The sequence below is a fragment of the Bacteroides sp. Ga6A2 genome, from assembly GCF_000702225.1.
Taxonomy (GTDB): Bacteria; Bacteroidota; Bacteroidia; order Bacteroidales; family Bacteroidaceae; genus Ga6A1.
The window spans coordinates 43,877-63,520 of sequence record NZ_JNKX01000007.1 but is presented as its reverse complement, the minus strand read 5'-3'; the positions used below and the strand labels follow the sequence as shown (position 1 = coordinate 63,520).

Below are 19,644 nucleotides of genomic sequence, written 5' to 3'. Positions count from 1 at the left end.
TGTCCGCCTTTTGCTATTGTCACAGATTCTTGTAAATATCGTTCATTACCGAAACTGCAATTTCTGCCGTAAAATGCTTTATAATGCGTTCTCGTGCCGCTTCGGCGTAGGTGTGTTGCAGATTGTCGTCGGCAAGAATCTTGTCTATGGCATTTGCGTAGGCTTTTATATCCTTTAACGGAACTTCCTCGCCAGTCTTGCCGGCTACAGAAACCCAGTTTACTCCCGAACCTTTGATGTTGAATACAACCGGAACAGACTTACAATACATTGCCTCGCTTAGGGCAACACCGAAGGCTTCGGCCTTTGTTACTGAAGAGAAGGCGAAGATATCTGCTGCATGAGAGTAGCATCGTAAATCCTCGTCGGACAAGCGTCCGAGGAATTTCACTCTGTCTGAGCATGGGATCTTCTTCAGAACCTTGTCGTGAGGTCCTTTTCCGACGATTAGAATCACGCAGTCGTTCTGGATGTATTTATCAGCCTTTATCAGAAAGTCGATGCCTTTGTAAGGGATATGTCTGCCAACAAAGTAGACAATCTTTTTTCCGCCATACATCTCTTTTATCTGCTTGATGCGCTCCTCATCGCCCGGCTTAAGCTCGAAGTCGGCGGTGATAATGCCGTTTTGTGCAACCTTTACTTTATCCTTATGCTTTAACAATGGCTTTGAATAGTCGATGTAGTTTGGACTTGTTGCGATTATCACATCGGCTCTGCGGAGAACTTGATTCTCGAAAGGCTTTATTATGTTGTACATCGCACCTTTGGCAAGAATGTCTGAATGCCAATGCAGAACAAGCTTTGTGTCTTTGCTGATTGCCTTTACAACCAATGGATATACGAATGGGTTAGGGCAGTGGAGATGCGCAAAATCGGGCTTGTGAAGTTTTATTATCTTTTTTAGAAAGTAAAAATACTTGAATGCCACATCTTGGCTCATGAACGAGAAGGTTACAGGTATGCGATATACTTTCACACCGTTCACATCGTCCTCGTGATACTTTTTGTCTGTAGAAAAGCAGATTACGATATTGTTGTATTCTGTCAGACCTTCAGCAAGATATTTTGCAACAGTCTCTATACCTCCCAAGTCGGGATAGTAGTATTTTGATATATGCAGGATTGTTTTCATTCTACCTTTTGTAATGTATTTATCAAGTTTTCAACAGATTTCTGCCAAGAGAATCTCTCGGCATTTTCAAAACCTTTCCGGATTATTGAGTTTCGTTCTTCATCGCTTTTCGAGAGCATGGCATTTATAGCTGTGCTGATACTGGTTGCGTCTGTAGGATTAAAGTATATGGCAGCATCTTGGCAAATCTCGTGTAAAACAGGAATGTCTGACACCAAGACTGGACAACCGCACATCATAGCCTCGATTGGAGGCAATCCGAATCCTTCGTAGAGTGAAGGAAAGATGAACGCTTTTGCACCGTTATATAAACCGACAAGCTCTTTATCTGTAACGCGGCCAAGGTATTCGATATTGTCCTGACATTGCCTGATATTATTGCTGTTGTTAAATACTCTGTTCTGTGCTCCGACGATTTTCAGGGTGCAGTTTCTGATGTTCTCGAACGATTTTATCAGTTGGGCAAAATTTTTTCTTGGATCGATGGAGGAGACGGCGAGAATGTAGTTTCCAGTCTCTTTTCCCTCTTGACTAAAGAAAGTACTGTCGGCTGCATTGTACACGACCGAGATTTTTTCAGGCTTTATAAACTTGTAAAAACGCAGAATCTCGCTTTTCGAAAATCTGCTTACGGTTATAATGTGCTTCGAAGTCTTTACAGCCAAGGGAGTCATGAACTTGTAATAGTAGTAGTATGCGGCAGAGAACCATTTGCGATTTTCGAGAAACGAGAGATCGTGAATGGTCATCACCTTATTTGGTACAAAGATGCTTCCGAGTCCTGTAAAACTCAGCAGAATATAGTCTTTCCTGCCAATGAAGTAGAACGGCAGAATGAGCTGTTCCCATACGTGCGACGACCCTATTCCGAAGCGCACAATGTTGAATTGCGACACGTCGTAGCAATCGTTAATAACTCCGTTTTTCGGAATTATGATTGTGGCATCGTGCTTGCTGTCTGCTAACGTTTTGCACATGTTGTATGCAAAGCGTTCAACTCCGGTACATTTTTGTAGCAGAAACCTGCCGTTTATATAAATCATAATCAGTTGTTTTCTTTGTCTTCTTGCCTTTCTTTTGGGGAGTATTCACTTTCTGATAAGAAATGTGTGATTCTCTGGCTGAGTGTATCGATGTAAACTCTTGACAAACAGAGGGTATCTCTTGTATCCCATCAGTTTATAAAGGATGAGGAACAAGAAATTAAGCATTTTTATTTTCTTGTCCATTCCTTTCATATTCTGAGGGGTAAGATTGTCTATTTTTTTTGATGAAAACATCGATTTCTTCTTTAGAATGTGATGAAATGAAGTCTTGTTTGTTGTGAAGGGATTTCCAGGAACTCTGCCTTCTTTTTTCAGTCCATTGTAAATTCTACGATGGAAGTTTTCTATTTTTTCTCCATTGTCATACTCGTTATATGAGTATTTCAACGAGATGAATGAATTAAAAGTATCTTTTTGTTTTATCAGCTCATTGCTGTATATGTTTGTTGCTAATTCGATGTCTTTGAACTCTTCCGGATTTGACAATCTTTGGTGCGTAACAACGTTGTTCATTAGTTGCTTATAATCGTAGCCTGAGAAATGAACGAATATTAGAGGAACATCTTCAGTATGGTTGTCTTCATATCTGTATCTTACCATAAGATTTCCGTTGTCGTTTAAGAAAATCTTTCGTTCAAAGAAGTTCCAAGGAGCAAGGTTCATTCCTAAGTGTCTTGTTACAAACAGGCTGTTTCCCATAAATGCCGGTGCCCAATCCATCCATTTCTGGTCTGTAAATGTTCCGACTGTTCTGTCGCAAAATGCCTGGTTTTGCAGCCTTATTCTCCACCATTTCATGAATTCTTTTATGCGCTGCGTGTTACTAACGGCACAGAATCCCAAATTGAATATTCCTGTTACGCAAATGGCCCATTCATCCTCACCTTGATAACATGGGTGAATTCCGGCAACATGTGGAGTCAATACCATTTCGTGCGACTCTAATGCGTTGAAAATGGCAGAAAGAGAAGAGAATACATAAATATCAGGGTCGAAAAATATAATTCTTTCATACCCATTGTTAAAAAAATGCTGGAAAGTTGCGGGCTTGATGGCTGTGCAAAACTCTGTGAGAGTATATTTGAAAGTCATATCTACCCATTCATCTTCTGAATAGTCAAGAACATTTTTGGCAATAATGGTGTTGGCCGGAAGCGTAATGCCTTCCTGCTGGAATTCGTCGGCGACAACAATGTAGAAATCAATATCATTGTTATGCTGCTTTATTGAATTTCCAAGGATTTGTGCTAATCCAATGTAATTCTTGGCAACTATAGTGAAAATACAATCTTTGTTCATCGTTTTGTTTTTTTCAAATCATAATTCATTCCATCCCATATTCCTTTAATCAGCATTTTTAAGCGTCCCAGTTTGTCTTCTTCTGCAAAAATAATGCGTATTAGTTTCCACATGTAGTATTCCTTGAATATTTTACGTTTCTCGTATGCTGTGAACCATGACTTATGCTTTCTGTATTTAATGAGATGTGTCTTTGCTATGCTGTAGGTTCTCTCTCTGCCATAATCGTTGGTAAAGAGATTCAGAAATCGTGACCTTTTAGGGTGTCCTACGGTATGATAGAGCATACAACATGTGATACATGCAATTTGGTAGCCTGCTTTTTGAATACGTATAGCCAAGTCGTGGTCTAAGGCATCTAGTGCAAAGGTTTCGTCGGCACCGTCTATTGCATTCAAAATTTCAATTGGAATGATTGTTCCTGAATTGATAAATACGCGCTTGAAATGAACTTCATTAAAGATTACCCAGTTGTCGTTTCCTGCGATATATGGAACGAAAGTCCATTTATTGCCTGTCAGGTAGTAATGTTCAACTTTTTCTCGGTAAAAAGAAAAGTTTGCCCAATGACTATCCTGATCCATTATGAGCAAGAGATCGTATCCTTGCTCCTTTGCATATTCCCATGCAAAGTTTATGGCCGGAGCGATACACTTGTTTTGTCCATCTCCATGCCATACAATATGGTCTTTCTCATCAGTCATTAGGTCTATGACCTGTTGCTTGATGTTTGCTTCAATGGGCGAATTGTCCCAGATGATGAGTTTGTCGATATCATGAATGTATCGTTTTATGTTTTCTGAAGCTTCCTGTGGGTTAGGATTGTATAGTGTTACCAATCCTAACATCTTGGTATTGTATGTTGTCATTAAACTATTTTTGTTCTAAGTTAATAAATTTGTTTGTCATATTTTCCAGATGCCTGTTGCCGTACCATTTAGAATTTTGTGAAACTGGATGGTATTTGCAATAAGTCCCGGGAGATTGCAGAAACACATAACAGCCATAAAGCAGATTATACTATGTGTGTAGTAGTTTACAATCCATGCTAATGGTATGAAAACTGCTGATGAAATCGTCATATATAACTGTAGCCGTAGTGCTCCAACACCATTGAGAAAGAATGAAAATCTGTTGCTTAGAATCATGAGTAATATATACAATGCCATCATTGCTGTCATGTTTAAGCTAACGGCGTTTTCATCCTCAACCCAAATTTTATAGACGAATGGCGATATTATGACAAGTATAACTATTAAAACGGCAACAGCAAGTGTTATCCAATTCATTCTTGTACTTGCTTTTCTAATCCATTCCATGTCTCCTCGTTCGTATGCATCGGTTGTGGCATTCCAGAAAGGCATGCAGATAATAGTGAAGAAAACCATCATAATGCTCATGTATCTGTATGCAATTTGGTATGGTGTTACCATCTCTGGGCTGAAAAACCTGGCAATAAGGATGTTTGCTGATAGAAACTGTATTATGGCGGCAATCTGCAACCAAAAGAATTTCAATCCGATGTTGCCGAGTTCTAAGGCTGATTGTAGATTTATTCCCTTAATTGTTGGCCTAAGTTGAGGAAACTTAATGTAAAAAGTGTAAGGGTATGACAAAATGTACACTATTAGTGGTGCTGCAGTGTTTGCTACAACAATATTAAGGAATGTTGCATTGTTTGTGTAATACAGTATCACTGATAATATTAGTGCCAGAGTCTGTCCTAAAGACAAAATAAGATTACTAACCGCTGGCAATTGCATACCCATGTATACATTGCCTATGATTTTCAGAATAAATGTCATACAGACAAGTGTAACAGCAACAAGAAGTGCTGTTCTCAGTTCTGGAATTATACTTTCATCAACATTAAAAAAAGTGTATATGTCGCAGTATATGCTAAGTGAGCACAAAATAATCAGGATAGGAAACATTATGAATACCAGCATGGCAAATGTCGAACTTATAATGTTTCTGGCTCCTTCAATGTTATTGTGTGCCATATATGATGTAAGTTTGTTTCTTAATCCGTTACCTAAGCCGATGTCCATTTGGTCTATCCATATAAGCAGACTGCTTATGGTAAGCCATACACCATTCTTGTATTTTCCCAGACATTCTAATGTTAATGGAACCATAATAAGTACAACAAGTGCAGACCATCCTTTTATAAAGAATGATGCCAACACGTTAAGCATCAGAATTGATGAACGGTTTTTCTTCTGAAATATGTCTTTTACAAATGATAAATTCATTTTGTTATTTTTTTGAACGAAAATTTAATTCTGTTTTGCGTGATGATAGCTAATAGTATCAGCATCTGTCCGAAAAGGGGCAGGTTCGCAGTTATAAATTCGTCAAAGAACTGTAATGTCAGAACGTATACAAAATATGTATATAGACATGTCCCGAAGTTGTTACCATTGGTTTTCAGACGGTATGCAACTCCTAATAATACTCCGTATAGAAAGGCAAAGAATGCCACTCCTGTGTTGCCGAAATCTGTGTAGAACGGACGCATCACGGTGTAGACATTAGTCCACATCGGAACAGTAACAAACTCCTGAAAAGGTGTGTGAGGGATAAAGTCGCCAGACAGCCATTTGCTGAGGTAAAGATAAACGCCCCAAAGGGTATCTGAACCAAACTGGTCGGATAAATTTTGATGCAATTTGCAATAGGCAACAGGCCCCGACAGGATGTACATTCCGATGAAGTCGAACAGTGTTTCGTTCTTGCTGTAGTTGCTGTCTTCGCCCGAACGGGCAAGGTTGAAGAAGTAGAAACCGATAAACAGGAAGAATCCTATTACAACAATGGTTCTGACAGAGATAACCCTTCGCTCGAACAACACGAACATTGATGAGATAAACAGTAGAAATACCGTAATCTTCTCCATGTTTCCGATTGCGTACAGAATGCAGGCTATTATTATGGTTGTAAGCTGCCACCATTTTATCTTTGGATAGAGCCACAGGGCTGTCAGCAGTAAAACCTCGTTAACCACAAATGTATAGTTTAGAAAGCCATATCCATCGCCGTGAATTGCAAGTTCGCGTACATTGTTCATCAAGTCTTGGGTGTCGAACATCGAAACCAGTTTGTAAATCTGGTACAGATATAGCGGAGTGATAATCATGGCAATGATATACAGCGCGTTAAACATTGTCATGTTTACCTTGAACTCATGATTCGCGGTTGGAGTCTTCTGCTCCATCAGGTTGAAGGTTACAAAAGATGTTATGCACAAAATAGGAACCCATATACTAATGCTTGTATAGAATTGGCTTGTTAGCGGATCCATAAGATCGCCGCTGAATATAATCGATGCAATGACGGCTGCCCAGACACCAATTGTTATGCTCCATGGCGAGAACAATCCGCCAATCTGAATTTTTTGTGGATTCTGTTTCCGCTTTTTGTATAGAGAGTAGCCTTTGGCTAATAGCAGCGAGAGAACTACGAATGCAACAATCCATCCGCCGAGATGCGTGTCTTTGTGTGTTGGAACAGTATTGCTTCTGATAATTGCGAAAGATGAATATGAGCGTTTTGACAGCATTTTCTGTCTTACGCTCTGTCTTACGCTGTTTTCGTATTCTTTCTGTGAGTTCTCAAGGATGCCCTGAAATAAATTCATCTCCTGTCTTACCGATTCGGTCTTTGTGTTCCGGTGGCTGTCGGCATACGAACCGTAATCGTTTCTGCTCTTCTCCATACTTTCTTTGGCAGATGAAAGCAGAGCCGTTTCATTGTCGAACTTTTTGGTTGCAATGAAGCGTCTTTTCTCAGAAATGAATTTTTGCAGTTCGACTGTCACGCTGTCGAGCATCTGCGCGGCTATCTCTGGATTATCATCGGTAAACTGTATTATTAGTGTATTCTTTCGCGAAGAGTAGTTGTAGTAAATGTTATCTTTTATCGTTCCGATGGTATCGTCGGTATTCAGATACTCTCCGTATGTGGCGTTTCTGCCTTCGAGTTTTTTATGGGAAATTTTTCTTGCAAATTCATCCGAATTCAGCACGTTGGCATAAACTTCCATATCGTTAATTCCAACGTTGCTGTTCATCATCTTCTTTATTTTTGCGCTAAGTTGATCCAATCCAACTGCAAGGTCGGTTTCCTTGTACTCGTCGCACAGTTTTACCTTTGCTGCGTATTTGTGTGGTACGACAAGCCATGCCGCAATAGCAAGAACTATGGCGGATACAAACGCTATGATATAGTTACGGAAAGACAATTCTGTGTTAATTTTTTATATATTTATATACATCTTCCGGTTTTTCCATACAAGGATTACGAAACGTATGATAAATCCCAAAATCATCCAGATGATGAGTGTTGCGGCTTTCGATCTGTTGCTGTGCTTCAGCGGAACCGATGCGCCCTGCACAACCGTAAATGCCGGAGTTCTTTCCTGAACTTTAGCCTTGGCAAGTTGAATTTGCTCAACAATCTGCTGGTAGATGTTGTATTTCAGATTCATGTCGTTCGAGAGTTCGTCCTCCTTCAGTTTGTACGACTGTAGGTTGGTGTTGAGATGCGAGTCGGCATACGCTGCGTACTTTCTTCGTGCATCGTCGTATTGACCTCTTGCCTCGCTGTATAGTTGCTCAAGATATTTCAAGTCGTTTCTCGACTTCTGAGTTCTGTATTTTGTAATTGCAACTTGCAGATGCGTTTTCACCGAGTCGGCAAGTGTCGCGGCAATAAGTGGATCTTGGTCGGTCACTTTTATGGTGATAACGCTTGTTTTCTTGTCTACCGAGCAATTTATGTTTGTCCTGATTTCCTTTGCAATTTCAAACTCATCTTTTGTCAGACGGAAAGGGTTAGTGTTTACACCGCTTTTCTTGCCGCTGTCATCCTTCGGTTTTACAAGTTCGATGATATACTTCAGACCGAGCAATGGATATTCAAGTACTGCTTTTTTCTGATGTTTTTTAATGTATGTGTAATAGTCGAATGTTTCGTTGGTTTTGTCTGTTGTAATTTTTACGGGAAATAACCCAACTATGAAATCAGTCGATTCCATTAAATCAGGATATATTTCTGGATAGATAGCATCGCCGTTCTGACCGAATTTCATGTTCATTCCCACCATCGAGGCGAGTGACGAAATGCTACCAGAAAAGCCTGCTCCAGACTCTTCTGGAGCAAGCATTACCGTTGATTCGTATTTTTTAGGCGTTCCGAAGGCGAGTGCAACTCCTATAACGCCTGATATCAGACTGTAAATACAGATCTTTTTCCGGTCTTTCTTCAAAAGTCTAAGAGTTTCCGGAATGTTTATGTTTAAAACCTTGTTATCCATATCTTTTTATTTTAATGCTGAAATCAAAACGGCTGCTACTGTTGCCAGAACGCTTGCTGCACTTATCAGCAATGATGTATTTTGCATGTTTGTTTCCTTTTTCTGCTTTGTCGGAACAACAATCTCGCAACCCGGCATAACCTTACCTTTGGATAAACGGCTTACCTGACCGTTGGCATAGATGACATAGGCTTTCTTCTTGTCGCCAGTCTTGCTAACGCCGCCGGCTTGGTTAAGATAGTAGCTGCCTCTCTTGCCCTTTACATAGCTTACGGTGTTAGAGTAAAGCACTTCTCCGTTTATTCTCACGGTGTAGTCGTGCTGAGGAATGATAATCTGGTCGCTGTCGCGAAGTACGACATCTTCTGAGCACCCCGGATTCTTCATCGCCTTGTCGAGGTCGATACCAACGTTGTAGTATTCCTTGATTTTCAGTTTCTTGATATCTGTTGAGTCGAGGCTGAGACTCTGAGTCTTCTCCTTGTCCTGCATCAGCGAGCGGCGCTCAATCTCTACAAGCTGAATCTTACGCTCGCGCTCCTCTGGAGTCATCTTTCTGATGAGGCGCGCGTTTGCTCCGGCTGCTGCGGCTGTCAGACCGCCGGCACGCTTTATTACGCTGCTCAGACGCTCGTTCTTTCCCGTAAGTGTGTAAGTTCCGGCATACAGAACCTCGCCATTTACGGTAATTCTTTGCTGCTGCTGATATTCAGGCGAGCGGTGGATTGAAACCATATCGCCCGGCTGTAGGGTGAACTTTGAGCCTTCGTTTATTGGCAGACCGTCTTTCAGCGTAAACTGATATACTTTTGCCTGTGTGTTGTAGGTCGAATCTTTCGTGTGTGTGTAAATCAACATTCGCGAAACCTCAACGTTTAGGGTAGTGGCTGTCTCTTTTAATCCGCCAGCCGAAACGATTGCGTCCTCGATTGTAAGTCCTTCGGCATAAGGCTGTTCGCCCGGTACGAATACTTCACCGTAGACGTAAATCATCTTCTTCTTGTTGATTTCCTCTGTAGATGCGATGACGAGCGAGTCCTCGTTCTGAAGAAGTACGTCAGGAGCCGTGTCTTTGGTAATTCCTGCGATGTCGATGGTCATAGCCATTCGGGTGCGGTTCTCCTTCATACGGTACAGAACGCCTCGGTTAATGAAGGCATCTTCGGTAAGACCGCCAGCCTGTTTCAGCAGCGATTTTACTGAGTTTACCTCCTTGCTAAGCTGATATTTTCCCGGGAAGAATACTGCGCCCGAAACAGAAAGCATATTCTTGTATCGCTCGATGGCTGCCTCTACATAGATTGAGTCGCCGTCGTGAGTAGTGAAACTTGCAAAATCCTTCTCGTTCACGCTGTAAACTGTCTGACCCTCGCTGCTCTTGCGCTCAATGTGAATGCTGTTTTTCAGCGCATCGCCCGTGAATCCGCCGGCATATTTGAGGAGAGCCTCAAGACTCTCGTCCTTCTTCATTTCGTAGAACATCGGACGCTTTACATGACCGGTAATCTCAACGAGATTCTCGTAAGGGCCAACGATGATGGCATCGTTATCCTGAAGCATCACGTTCCCTGCCAGTTTTCCGTTTACGAGATAGTCGTAGACATCAATCTTCGAGATAACCTTGCCTTTTCTTGTCACCTTAATCTCGCGGAGCGTACCCGTGTCGGTAACTCCTCCGGCAAGGTAGAGGGCGTTGAAAACTGTAGAAAATGCTGAGAGTGAGTAAGTTCCCGGTGCGGTAACCTCGCCGAGAACGTTTACGGCAATAGTGCGTGTCTGGCCAACCGAGAGTTTTACTTGCGAGCCCTGGTAATACTGGCCAACTCGGCTTCTTACTCTTGCCTGAGCCTTTGCAGCCGTGAGTCCGCTTACATATACCGGACCAACGTCCTCGATTGTTATCGAGCCGTCGGGCGAAACCTTGTATGTGTTGCTGCTCTGCGATGCGCCGTAGATGTCAACAGTCACCTCATCGCCCGGACCAAGGACATAGTTTACCGGAGTGGCAATGTTCATGTTTGGCTCGAACGAGAGCGATTTGTTTCTGAAAATATCGTGTCCGTAGATTTTTTTCTCTGGCAGTTCGATGTCGCCGAGGATATCGTCCAAATCCTCGTCGCGCTCTTCGCCGTTGTTCTTTCTTGTTCGATTATCATCTGACGAGAGGTCTTTAAGATTCTTCGACGAAGAGCCTGATTTCTCTTCCTTCTTCATCTTTTCGTACTTTTGTTTTAGGCGTTGCAACTGCTGCGGAGTAACGCCTTTTCTCAAAAGTTCCTTGGCAATTTCTTTCTGATCTGCGCCGCTTTCTACGCGTTTTTTTACGTATTCAACAATCTGTTTGTCAGTCATTCCACTCTGTGCGTTTAGGTTTTGTGATAGTGCAAAGAATAGTGTGAGTGCGATGACTGCGCCCCTGAAAAACTTGTTATGTGTAATCGTCATAATGTAATTGTTTATGAAAAAACGTACAAAGGTATATCTTTTTTGTCTATCGGCAAAATTTATTAGTATTTATTAAGAATAATTAAAGAATACGTCAGTTCGGCATGAATTCAATGATGTTCCTTTTCTTGCAATGGGGTATTAAGAATTTTACAATCCCGATTGTCTTGGGGAGTGTGCACATTCACAAAAAAAATAGTGAGCAGGTATGGCGCTTGTAAGAGAAGTATCTTTGTTGTTGCATCAATATACGTTTCTCGAACCTACCATCTTGCTACCTACTTACTATCTCCTTGCTTACCCGAACCTATCCCGTACCTTAGAAGTTGTTTTTAGCGTTTTTTTCTGCATGATAATTCATTGTTTTGTATGTTTTTACACAATTGCTCATGCCTAACTCTCGTAAAGAATGGCAGATTTGGCTTTTTCGTTATGCCATGTAATGATTTTTTGAATTTATGATGTATCTTTGCAAAGATTACATTGATTTTTATAATGGAACTGACAACAAAACTTCATGAAGTTAATCTTGCAGAATATCGGAATCTTATATTGAAACACAAGAAAAGATTCGCAATAAACATAGGCGTGGCTGCGGTTGCGGCAATTGTCGTGGCATTCAGTATTCCGCGGCAGTACAAGGCCGAGGTTAAATTGGCTCCCGAGGTGCAGAACTCATCGCTGGCAGGAAATCTGTCGTCGCTGGCATCGATGGTTGGCGTTAAGATGAACGGAAGCAGCGAAGATGCCATTCAGCCCGAACTTTATCCCGACGTGAAGTCGTCGTCAACCTTTCTTGCCGATTTGTTCGACGTAAAGATTAGAACCCTCGACGGAAGCATTAATAAGCCATACCGAAATTACATTATCGAGGATACAAAGGTGGCTTGGTGGTCTTTGCCGATGAAATGGCTCTCGTCGAGCATGAAGAAAGCCGATTCATCGACATCTGCCGAGATGCAGAAGAAGACCTCAGCCAACATCTACACAAAAGAGGATAACAAGATTATCAAGACGATAAACAAGCGCGTGCAATGCAGCGTAGACAAGAAGACCGACGTCATAACCATCGAGGTTACCGACCAAGACCCGCTTGTTGCTACGCAGATTGCCGATTCTGTGAGAATCAGACTTCAGAAATTCATAACCGACTACCGAACCCAGAAGGCGCGCGAGGAACTTGCCTATGTTACCGAACTTCATGCCAAGGCAAAGGCTGAATATGTTGAATCGCAAAGACGATATGCGCGCTTCTCCGACCAGAACCACGATTTGGTTTCGAACTATTTCAAGGCGGAGAGCGACAATCTGGAAAACGAGATGCAGATTTGCTTCAACTCGTATCAGCAGGTGTCGGCTCAGTTGCAGTTGGCAAAGGCAAAGGTGATGGAGCGCACTCCGGCTTTCACCATTCTGAAGCCTGCCGTCGTTCCCGAACGACCAGATTCGCCTAAGCGTCTCGTGATTCCCGTCACGGTAGTTTTCCTTACCTTTATCGGAACATTGTGCTATTATAAGCTTGTATGATTATTGCGCTGGTTGTGACATTTGTTTTGGCATGGGCGTTTCTGTTCTACCTTTACAGAGACGTTTTTTCGCCGTGGAGCGTTACTCTTGGCGTGTGGAGCGTGATTCTGTTCATGTACCTAACGCTTAATCATGAGTTGTATGCCGTGTCTGACCAGTTTGTTATCTGCCTTATTCTGTGGGTTGTAGGACTTGTATCGACGTCGTTTCTCACGTTCAGGTTTCTGCCGGTTCGAAAGGTCGTTGTGTGGCAGCCGTGCGAGACGAATATCAACATCCTCACGGCAATTTCAGCATTGCTTGTGCCTTATATGTGCTACAAAACCGTGATGTTCGCGCTTTCTAACGGAAGCGTGGTCGAACTGGTCTACAATATCCGTCAGCAAACCGTCGATGATTCTTACGGATTCAGCCTCGGCCCTGTAAGGTACTTTGTCTTTGTGGTTTATGTCCTTCTGCTTGTTGAACTCGACCGCAAGAAGATAAACCGATGGCGGCTTGCCCTCGTCTTCTTCATGGGACTGATGTTCTTCTTCTGCACAATGGCAAAGGTAATTTTCTTCATGCTTTTTCTGTCTTCGTTCTACATGCTTTACACGCGCGGCAGAATCAGTCTGAAGCCGATAGCCATTGCATCGGTAGTCTTTTTCTTTTTCGGATTTGTGTTGACAAACGTCAGAACCTTTGTTTCCGACAGCGGAGTGGAGGAGGGCATGACTGTTATGGATTTCATCGGAATGTACCTTCTTGCGCCGATTGTGGCTTTTGGCTACGACACGGCAAACTCGGCTATGCTTTGGGGCGAGAATACTTTCAGGGGATATTACGTTATTGCCAATGCCCTTGGATGGACGAGTGTCAAGCCGATGGTTTTTCAGGATTTCGTTCCGTGTCCCGTACCTATAAACGTAGCTACAGCCATGTCGCCTTATTTCAAGGATTTTGGCTATGTTGGAGTGCTGATTTTCGGCATAATAGTGGGATTTGTAACCGGAGCGACGTACAAACTGGCGCAGAGCGGACAAAACATCATGAAGATGCTCTATGCTTACTTCCTGATAACCCTTGCGTTGCAGTTTTTCGACGAGTTGCTGTTCGTAGGCTTATCGTCGCTGTTCCAGATTATAGCCGTGCTGATTTTCTGTTTCGTAAAAATATCGTTCCGTGAAGATTCTTCCAGTAATAGTGCTGTATAACGCCTTGCTCGGCGAGCAGAAATCGTATCTGTCGTTGTTGCGCGACTGCCGATGGCGCGAGTTTGTGGTTTACGACAACTCGCCCGAATCGTTTGTGCAGAAAATCTCGGACGAACGGGCGGTATATGTGCGCGATTCTTCCAACGGAGGATTGTCGAAAGCCTACAACAAGGCTGCCGAAATTGCCCGAGAGAAAGGTTACGAATGGCTTCTGTTGTTAGACCAAGACACCACTTTCCCAGTTGGTGCTACAGACGAATATCTCAGATTGGCAGATGAGGTTTCGGCCCAAACCATCATCGCTCCGGGGCTTGTTTCTTCCGACGGCAAACATCTTTCGCCATGTCGTCGCGGCTTCTTCGGAAAATCGGTTGCCGGAAATCTGAAATCCGGAATTTATCCGCTTGGCGAAGCGATGCCTGTAAACAGCGGAACGTGTCTCAGAATAAGCGAGATTTACCGATGTGGCGGCTACGATGCGCGCCTTCATCTCGACTTTGTCGATTTCGATTTTATTGGCAGATTCGCCAAGACATTTGCTTCTGCCAAACTGCAACTTATGGATTCCGTTGCCATTCAGGACTTTGCCAACGATACTGCCGATGCCGAAAAAATGCTAATCAGATTTAAATCCTTCTTGAACGATGCCCGAACGAATCCCGAATCATTGACGGTTGTGCTGCGTCACACACTTTCGTTGACTATGCGCACGAAAAAATTATGTTTTATTATAGAATTTTTCAAAATATATTTCTAAATTTGCAGAATGATTTCGGTTTGTATAGCTACGTATAATGGTCAGCAATACATATCCGAGCAGTTATCTTCAATACTGTCGCAACTTGGCGAAAACGACGAGGTAATTGTGTCGGATGATGGATCGGTAGACTCTACATTAGACATTGTAAGAGGTTTTGATGACGATAGAATCCGTGTTGTTGAAGGCCCTTGCAAGGGTGTGGTATGCAATTTTGAAAACGCCTTGAAACATGTTAAGGGCGATTACATTTTCTTTTCAGACCAAGACGATATTTGGACAAACGACAAGGTTGCCGTATCGCTCGAATATCTGAAAACGTATGCTTGTATCGTTTCCGATGCCTACGTTGTAGATGCCGAATCGAACAAAGTGCTCGATTCTTTTTTCGAATACAACGGAACACGGAAAGGTTTTCTTAAGAATCTTCTGCTGAAAAACGGCTATACGGGCTGCTGCATGGCTTTCCGCCGCGAGTTGCTCGACAAGGCTCTGCCTTTTCCCGAGGGCATTCCGATGCACGATATCTGGATTGGAAATATTGCCGAAATCTTCTACTCGTTCAGTTTCGTGCCCGAAAAACTCATCCGCTATCGCCGCCACGGAAGCAACGCAACGATGACATTGCGCCTTACAAGCCGTAATTCGCTACTTAAAAAGATTTTTATCCGCGTAAAAGTTCTGATTGCCTTGCTGAAAATCGTGGTTTTCGGCACACATCGCAAGCAATCTTAGTAGTTAAGATTGTTTAGCGTTTCCTTGTTCATGGCTTTTCTCTCCTTGTCGAAGAGCCAGCCCCATTTGTTGAAGTACTTAATCATGTTCACGATGTGAATTCGCAGCATCTTCAAATCGCGTGTTGATGCGGCGTTGTGAACGTGGTAAATGCTCACGTTTGGGTAGAATATCGTGCGATATTTGCGATGTATTCGGCGTGTGATGTCCACATCTTCCGAATACATGAAGAATTTCTCGTCGAACAGTCCGATTTCCTGCAAAATTTCAAGATTGAAGAACATAAAACAGCCAGAAAGATACGGAATATTCATTATTTTATTGTAGCCTGTAAATTTCAGCTGAAATCTGTTTAGTCTGTTTCTTGTAAGTCGCTTCGGAAGGAATCTCTTTCCGATTAAGTCCATCGGAGTTGGCGACAACTTGCAAAGATGCTGCAAACGTCCGTCGGGATAGAATACCTTTGGCATTATCTGACCGACATCTGGGTTGTCGTCGGCATATTTCTCCAGTTCATCGATAACCTCCGGACCGAACTTTACATCTGGATTGAGCACAACATGATACTTCGCACCCAACTCAATACTTTTTCTGATTGCGATGTTGTGCGATGTTCCGTAGCCCAGATTGTCGCTCGGAATGTATGTTATGTTCTTGAATTTCTTGCAGTAATTGTCGATGTTCTCGTTGTAGCCTGAGTTGTCGATGATATACAGCCTGCTTATGGATGAGTTGGCTACCGAGGTAAAGACGTCATCCAAATCTTTTTCCTTATGCTTGTATGTAACGATAGAAGCTGTAATCATTAACTTGTCGTTTATTCATCATTTTGCATTAAACCGCAAAACGGCTGCAAAAATAATAAAAGCTCAATAAATAAACGATTGTTTTCGGCTTTTATTTTGTTGAGGTCGTAAAAAATGATTCTTTCCGACATCTTTTTTCTTGTTGAATAAGAATGCAAAATGCGATGCTTGCACATGGAAATATCAAAAAATATGGTCTTTTTGTTCTGTTTTCGTGTTATTTTGGATATAATATTAAACCTATTTATAAAAAATTAATATCTTTGCACCAAATTTTAGTACTAATTTATTTTTGAGGAATTTTTTTATAATCTCCTACATATTGTCATGAGAATAAAAAGAGAGATTGCTGTTGTTTCTACAAAAGGACATGATTTAATGCGCTTGGCGCTTCTTTTGTGCGTTATGTTTGTCGTAACGGTGCCTTCTTCAGCGCAGTTTACGCTGAAGAAAAAGAAGAAGGAAACTATTGACACTTTGAATGTAAAAGAACGTTTTGCTTTCCGTACTAATGGTATTGAATGGCTTATGCTTGTTCCAAACTTTGCTGTAGAGTTCGATTTGGGCAAGACAAACTATAATCATTACACAATTGGTTTGTCGGGAAGATACAACTGGCATACTAATCCAAAACTGAAATCATACAACGTGTTCAATGTTGCCGAAGGTCGCATCGAGGTGCGAAACTATTGGCATACCCGAACAAAGAACGGCGGATACTCAAACATCTTTGAGTATATGACATCGCGCGAGCGTCATAACCCTCGCTACTGGAGAGCATATTATCTCGGCGGATATGCTGCTGCCGGAACATTCTCGTTCAAGTTTGCCAAGGAAGGCTATCAGGGACGTGAAGCCAACGCAGGCGTTACGTTTGGTGGCATTATCCCGATGTACACATATAAAAAGAGTTTTCTTGACCTCGAACTCGGTGCGAGCATTGGTGCGTTATACTACGATTATGACAAATACCGACTCGACAGGGAGAGCAACTGCTATGTCAGAACATCGTCTAAGAAAGGTTTCTTGATGTATCCGGTCATTACCGATTTGAGAGTCGCCATGGTCTACCGCTACGGACATTCTATCAAGAACAAGTACAAGTTCGATCAGGTTAAGCAGCTTGCCCGTGTAGAGGCCAAGACAATCTACAACAAGCACCGACAGGAACAGCGTGACAGCGTGAATGCCGCTCGTGAGAAGGAAAGAAAGATAAAACTCGCGGCAAAAGCCGAGAAGGCAACCGCCGACTCGATAGCTAAGGCAACTGCCAAGGCAGAAAAGGCTGCGAAGGATTCTTTGGCACGTGAGCAGGCTAAGTCAGCCAAGGCTGAAAAGCAGGCAAACGAAAAAGCTATGCGCGATAAGGCTAATGCCGAAAAACAGTCTAAGAAGTCTGCCAAGAACGAGGCTGTTAAGGAAGAAAGGGCTAAAAAGTCTGAAAAGAAGGAAAAGGCTGAGCCAAAGAAAAAAGCCGAAAAGGAGAAAAAATCTTCTAAAGATAAAGAAAAGGTAGACGAGTATGCCGACAAGATAGCCAAGGCAGAAAAACAAGATGAGGCTGCAAGGAAGAAAGCCGAAAAAATAGCTAAGAAGCAGGCTGAAAAAGATGCTTACGAGCAGAAACAACTTGAAAAGAAACAGGCTGCCGATGAAGCTAAGGCTGAAAAGAAGTCGAAGAAAAAGAAATAGTTGTAAAAACAGAAAATGATGAGCATAATAAATATAAATAGGATAATGGGATATGCGGCAGCACTTGTGTGCCTCACCGCTTGTACCGATGTCGAGTTGTTCGAGGAGGATAACTATAAAGAACTCCACAGAACCGTCATGACGGTTGACTATGATGGTGCAACATGGAGTTCTGCTCCCGATTCAATGTATGTTTTTGCAAGCCGAATAACTCTTCCAACAAGAACATGCTACAGAGTGAATCCTTCTTCGCTCAATGGCGATGTTATTCATGGCGATGTTGCCGAACAGGATGAGATTGAATCGCCGGCAAAGGGCTTCTATCTGCGCCACAGCCAGTATCATTTCATGAGTTTCAATATTGCCAACGGAGTTGAATCGAACTATAAGGACTATATTCAAAATCCAAACAAGGACGAGGATATCCGAAAGTTGTACGTTGGCTATCCAAGTTCAGAGATTAAATCGCCTTTCCCAACTTCTTACTATGCAGTTGAGAAGTTTTACGAGGTTGATGAGGATAATCATCACCTTACATTCTCTCCAAGAAAGGTGGGACAGGACATCACCATCAATCTGTCGATGGTTAAGGCATCGCCAGACTTTACGGTAAAGAGCATCGAGGGTTCGCTTTCTGGAATTCCATCGAAGTTGTATCTTACAACCCGCTATGTCGATGCAAAGAACTGCTATTCTATGAATTTCGATTCTGGAAAATTCAGCGCGGGACTGGCACAGCAGGAGAGCGTCGATACTTGTCGGTTTACGCTGAAATTCAACGCGATAGCTTTGCACGTTACCGAGGAACAGTATCACAACTACGATGTTAGTCCGAATGCACCGGGCGTTCTCAGACTCAACGTTACAACCGTTGATAATGTTGGAAACGAGAGGGTTATGAAGGCTGTAATTGGATTGTATTGCAGCATCACCGAGGCAAATTCTTTGAAACTTGCCGACAATGATGCCGATTACAAACTGACATACAATCAGACTCCAGTTGTAAACGTGGTAACTCCGCTTGTTCTGGATTCCGACGAGATTATAGTAGAAAACAAGCCAAATGTTGATATTTGGCAGAGAGATGAGAATTGATTTTGAGAGAGATTCTAATATATATGAGCAGATTTAAAATATACATTGCTTTGATATTCTGTTGTGTGGCGCAGATTGCTGGCGCACAGCAGATTGCAGTCAAGACCGATGTCTTGTTCGACGGACTTGCAACTCCAAACTTGGGCTTGGAACTCGTAACTGGAAACAAGACTACATTAGGCATTTCGGCTATGGGATGTTCTCAGCCTTACGGAAAGGACATTAACTTTCTGGCAGTTCAGCCCGAGTTCAGATATTGGTTCAACGGTCGCCCGATGACTCGCGAGTTCGTGGGTTTAGGTGCAATCGTGGCATCATACAGATTGCAGTGGAAGAATGAGTTCTACCGTGGTTTTGCCGGCGGTATCGGACTTACTTTCGGATATACTTACAATATTTCAAAGCGTTTCAACGTCGAAGGATATTTCGGCTTCGGAGCGGTTGCCTATCGCCATTTTGACCACGAGAGCGAAGTGCCTCTCGAAACATACTACAACGACGGCGATTCGAAAGATTACGGTAATGTAACCGGCTATATGCTTATGCCTACAAAGATTGGTATAGCCATTTCTTATATTCTTAAATAATGTGGAG

The 19,644-nt window shown here is 42.5% G+C and carries 16 protein-coding genes; 7 read left to right on the top strand and 9 right to left on the bottom strand.

The window, feature by feature from the left end; translation table 11 throughout:
- Positions 1-19: 19 nt before the first annotated feature.
- From T538_RS0101165 to T538_RS0101130, 8 genes are read right to left on the bottom strand one after another with little or no spacing between them, the layout of a single operon-like run.
- The gene (locus tag T538_RS0101165; protein ID WP_031535347.1) at positions 20-1,135 is read right to left on the bottom strand and encodes a glycosyltransferase; all 1,116 of its coding nucleotides are present in this window, start codon (positions 1,133-1,135) and stop codon (positions 20-22) included.
- Positions 1,132-2,178, bottom strand: a complete 1,047-nt coding sequence (locus tag T538_RS0101160) for a glycosyltransferase family 4 protein (protein ID WP_031535345.1) — start codon at positions 2,176-2,178, stop codon at positions 1,132-1,134. Before T538_RS0101160 ends, T538_RS0101165 begins: the two co-directional genes overlap by 4 nt.
- Before the next feature lie 45 nt (positions 2,179-2,223).
- Positions 2,224-3,480 carry a putative nucleotide-diphospho-sugar transferase gene (locus T538_RS0101155; RefSeq protein ID WP_031535343.1) on the bottom strand — a complete coding sequence of 419 codons (1,257 nt, stop codon included), beginning with the start codon at positions 3,478-3,480 and terminating at the stop codon, positions 2,224-2,226.
- A complete protein-coding gene (locus tag T538_RS0101150) occupies positions 3,477-4,328 on the bottom strand; it encodes a glycosyltransferase family protein (protein WP_155992931.1) in 852 nt (283 codons plus the stop codon). The genes T538_RS0101155 and T538_RS0101150 overlap by 4 nt, the downstream gene beginning before the upstream one ends.
- Before the next feature lie 57 nt (positions 4,329-4,385).
- Positions 4,386-5,735 (bottom strand): lipopolysaccharide biosynthesis protein, encoded by a 1,350-nt coding sequence (locus T538_RS0101145; RefSeq protein WP_031535338.1) that lies wholly within the window; start codon positions 5,733-5,735, stop codon positions 4,386-4,388.
- Positions 5,732-7,723: an O-antigen polymerase gene (locus tag T538_RS0101140; RefSeq protein WP_031535337.1), complete on the bottom strand. Its 1,992-nt coding sequence runs from the start codon at positions 7,721-7,723 to the stop codon at positions 5,732-5,734. The genes T538_RS0101145 and T538_RS0101140 overlap by 4 nt, the downstream gene beginning before the upstream one ends.
- A 15-nt stretch (positions 7,724-7,738) precedes the next feature.
- Positions 7,739-8,797 (bottom strand): GumC domain-containing protein, encoded by a 1,059-nt coding sequence (locus T538_RS0101135; protein WP_031535335.1) that lies wholly within the window; start codon positions 8,795-8,797, stop codon positions 7,739-7,741.
- A 6-nt stretch (positions 8,798-8,803) separates the two neighbouring features.
- Positions 8,804-11,242, bottom strand: a complete 2,439-nt coding sequence (locus tag T538_RS0101130; RefSeq protein WP_081835038.1) for an SLBB domain-containing protein — start codon at positions 11,240-11,242, stop codon at positions 8,804-8,806.
- 552 nt (positions 11,243-11,794) lie between these two features.
- Here T538_RS0101130 and T538_RS0101125 point away from each other — a divergent pair.
- Genes T538_RS0101125 through T538_RS0101110 form a run of 4 tightly spaced genes read left to right on the top strand, consistent with a single transcriptional unit; the run spans position 11,795 to position 15,457 of the window.
- Complete coding sequence (locus tag T538_RS0101125; RefSeq protein ID WP_197025805.1) at positions 11,795-12,769, top strand: chain-length determining protein; 975 nt, start codon at positions 11,795-11,797, stop codon at positions 12,767-12,769.
- Entirely contained in the window at positions 12,766-13,965 is a 1,200-nt protein-coding gene (locus T538_RS0101120) for an O-antigen polymerase (protein WP_031535329.1), read from the top strand. The genes T538_RS0101125 and T538_RS0101120 overlap by 4 nt, the downstream gene beginning before the upstream one ends.
- A complete protein-coding gene (locus T538_RS0101115) occupies positions 13,934-14,722 on the top strand; it encodes a glycosyltransferase (RefSeq protein WP_031540568.1) in 789 nt (262 codons plus the stop codon). Before T538_RS0101120 ends, T538_RS0101115 begins: the two co-directional genes overlap by 32 nt.
- A gap of 9 nt (positions 14,723-14,731) precedes the next feature.
- A complete protein-coding gene (locus tag T538_RS0101110; protein ID WP_031535325.1) occupies positions 14,732-15,457 on the top strand; it encodes a glycosyltransferase family 2 protein in 726 nt (241 codons plus the stop codon).
- Here T538_RS0101110 and T538_RS0101105 read toward each other — a convergent pair.
- The gene (locus tag T538_RS0101105; protein WP_031535324.1) at positions 15,454-16,263 is read right to left on the bottom strand and encodes a glycosyltransferase; all 810 of its coding nucleotides are present in this window, start codon (positions 16,261-16,263) and stop codon (positions 15,454-15,456) included. The two genes, T538_RS0101110 and T538_RS0101105, sit on opposite strands and share 4 nt — an antisense overlap.
- Before the next feature lie 327 nt (positions 16,264-16,590).
- On the opposite strand from T538_RS0101105, the gene T538_RS17475 reads away from it, so the two are divergent.
- From T538_RS17475 to T538_RS0101085, 3 genes are read left to right on the top strand one after another with little or no spacing between them, the layout of a single operon-like run.
- Positions 16,591-17,955 (top strand): DUF3575 domain-containing protein, encoded by a 1,365-nt coding sequence (locus tag T538_RS17475; protein ID WP_051655784.1) that lies wholly within the window; start codon positions 16,591-16,593, stop codon positions 17,953-17,955.
- Positions 17,956-17,970: 15 nt separating this feature from the next.
- A complete protein-coding gene (locus T538_RS0101090; RefSeq protein ID WP_031535320.1) occupies positions 17,971-19,050 on the top strand; it encodes a hypothetical protein in 1,080 nt (359 codons plus the stop codon).
- Positions 19,051-19,073: 23 nt separating this feature from the next.
- Positions 19,074-19,637, top strand: coding sequence for a DUF3575 domain-containing protein (locus T538_RS0101085; protein ID WP_031535319.1), 564 nt, complete (start codon positions 19,074-19,076; stop codon positions 19,635-19,637).
- Positions 19,638-19,644: the final 7 nt, after the last annotated feature.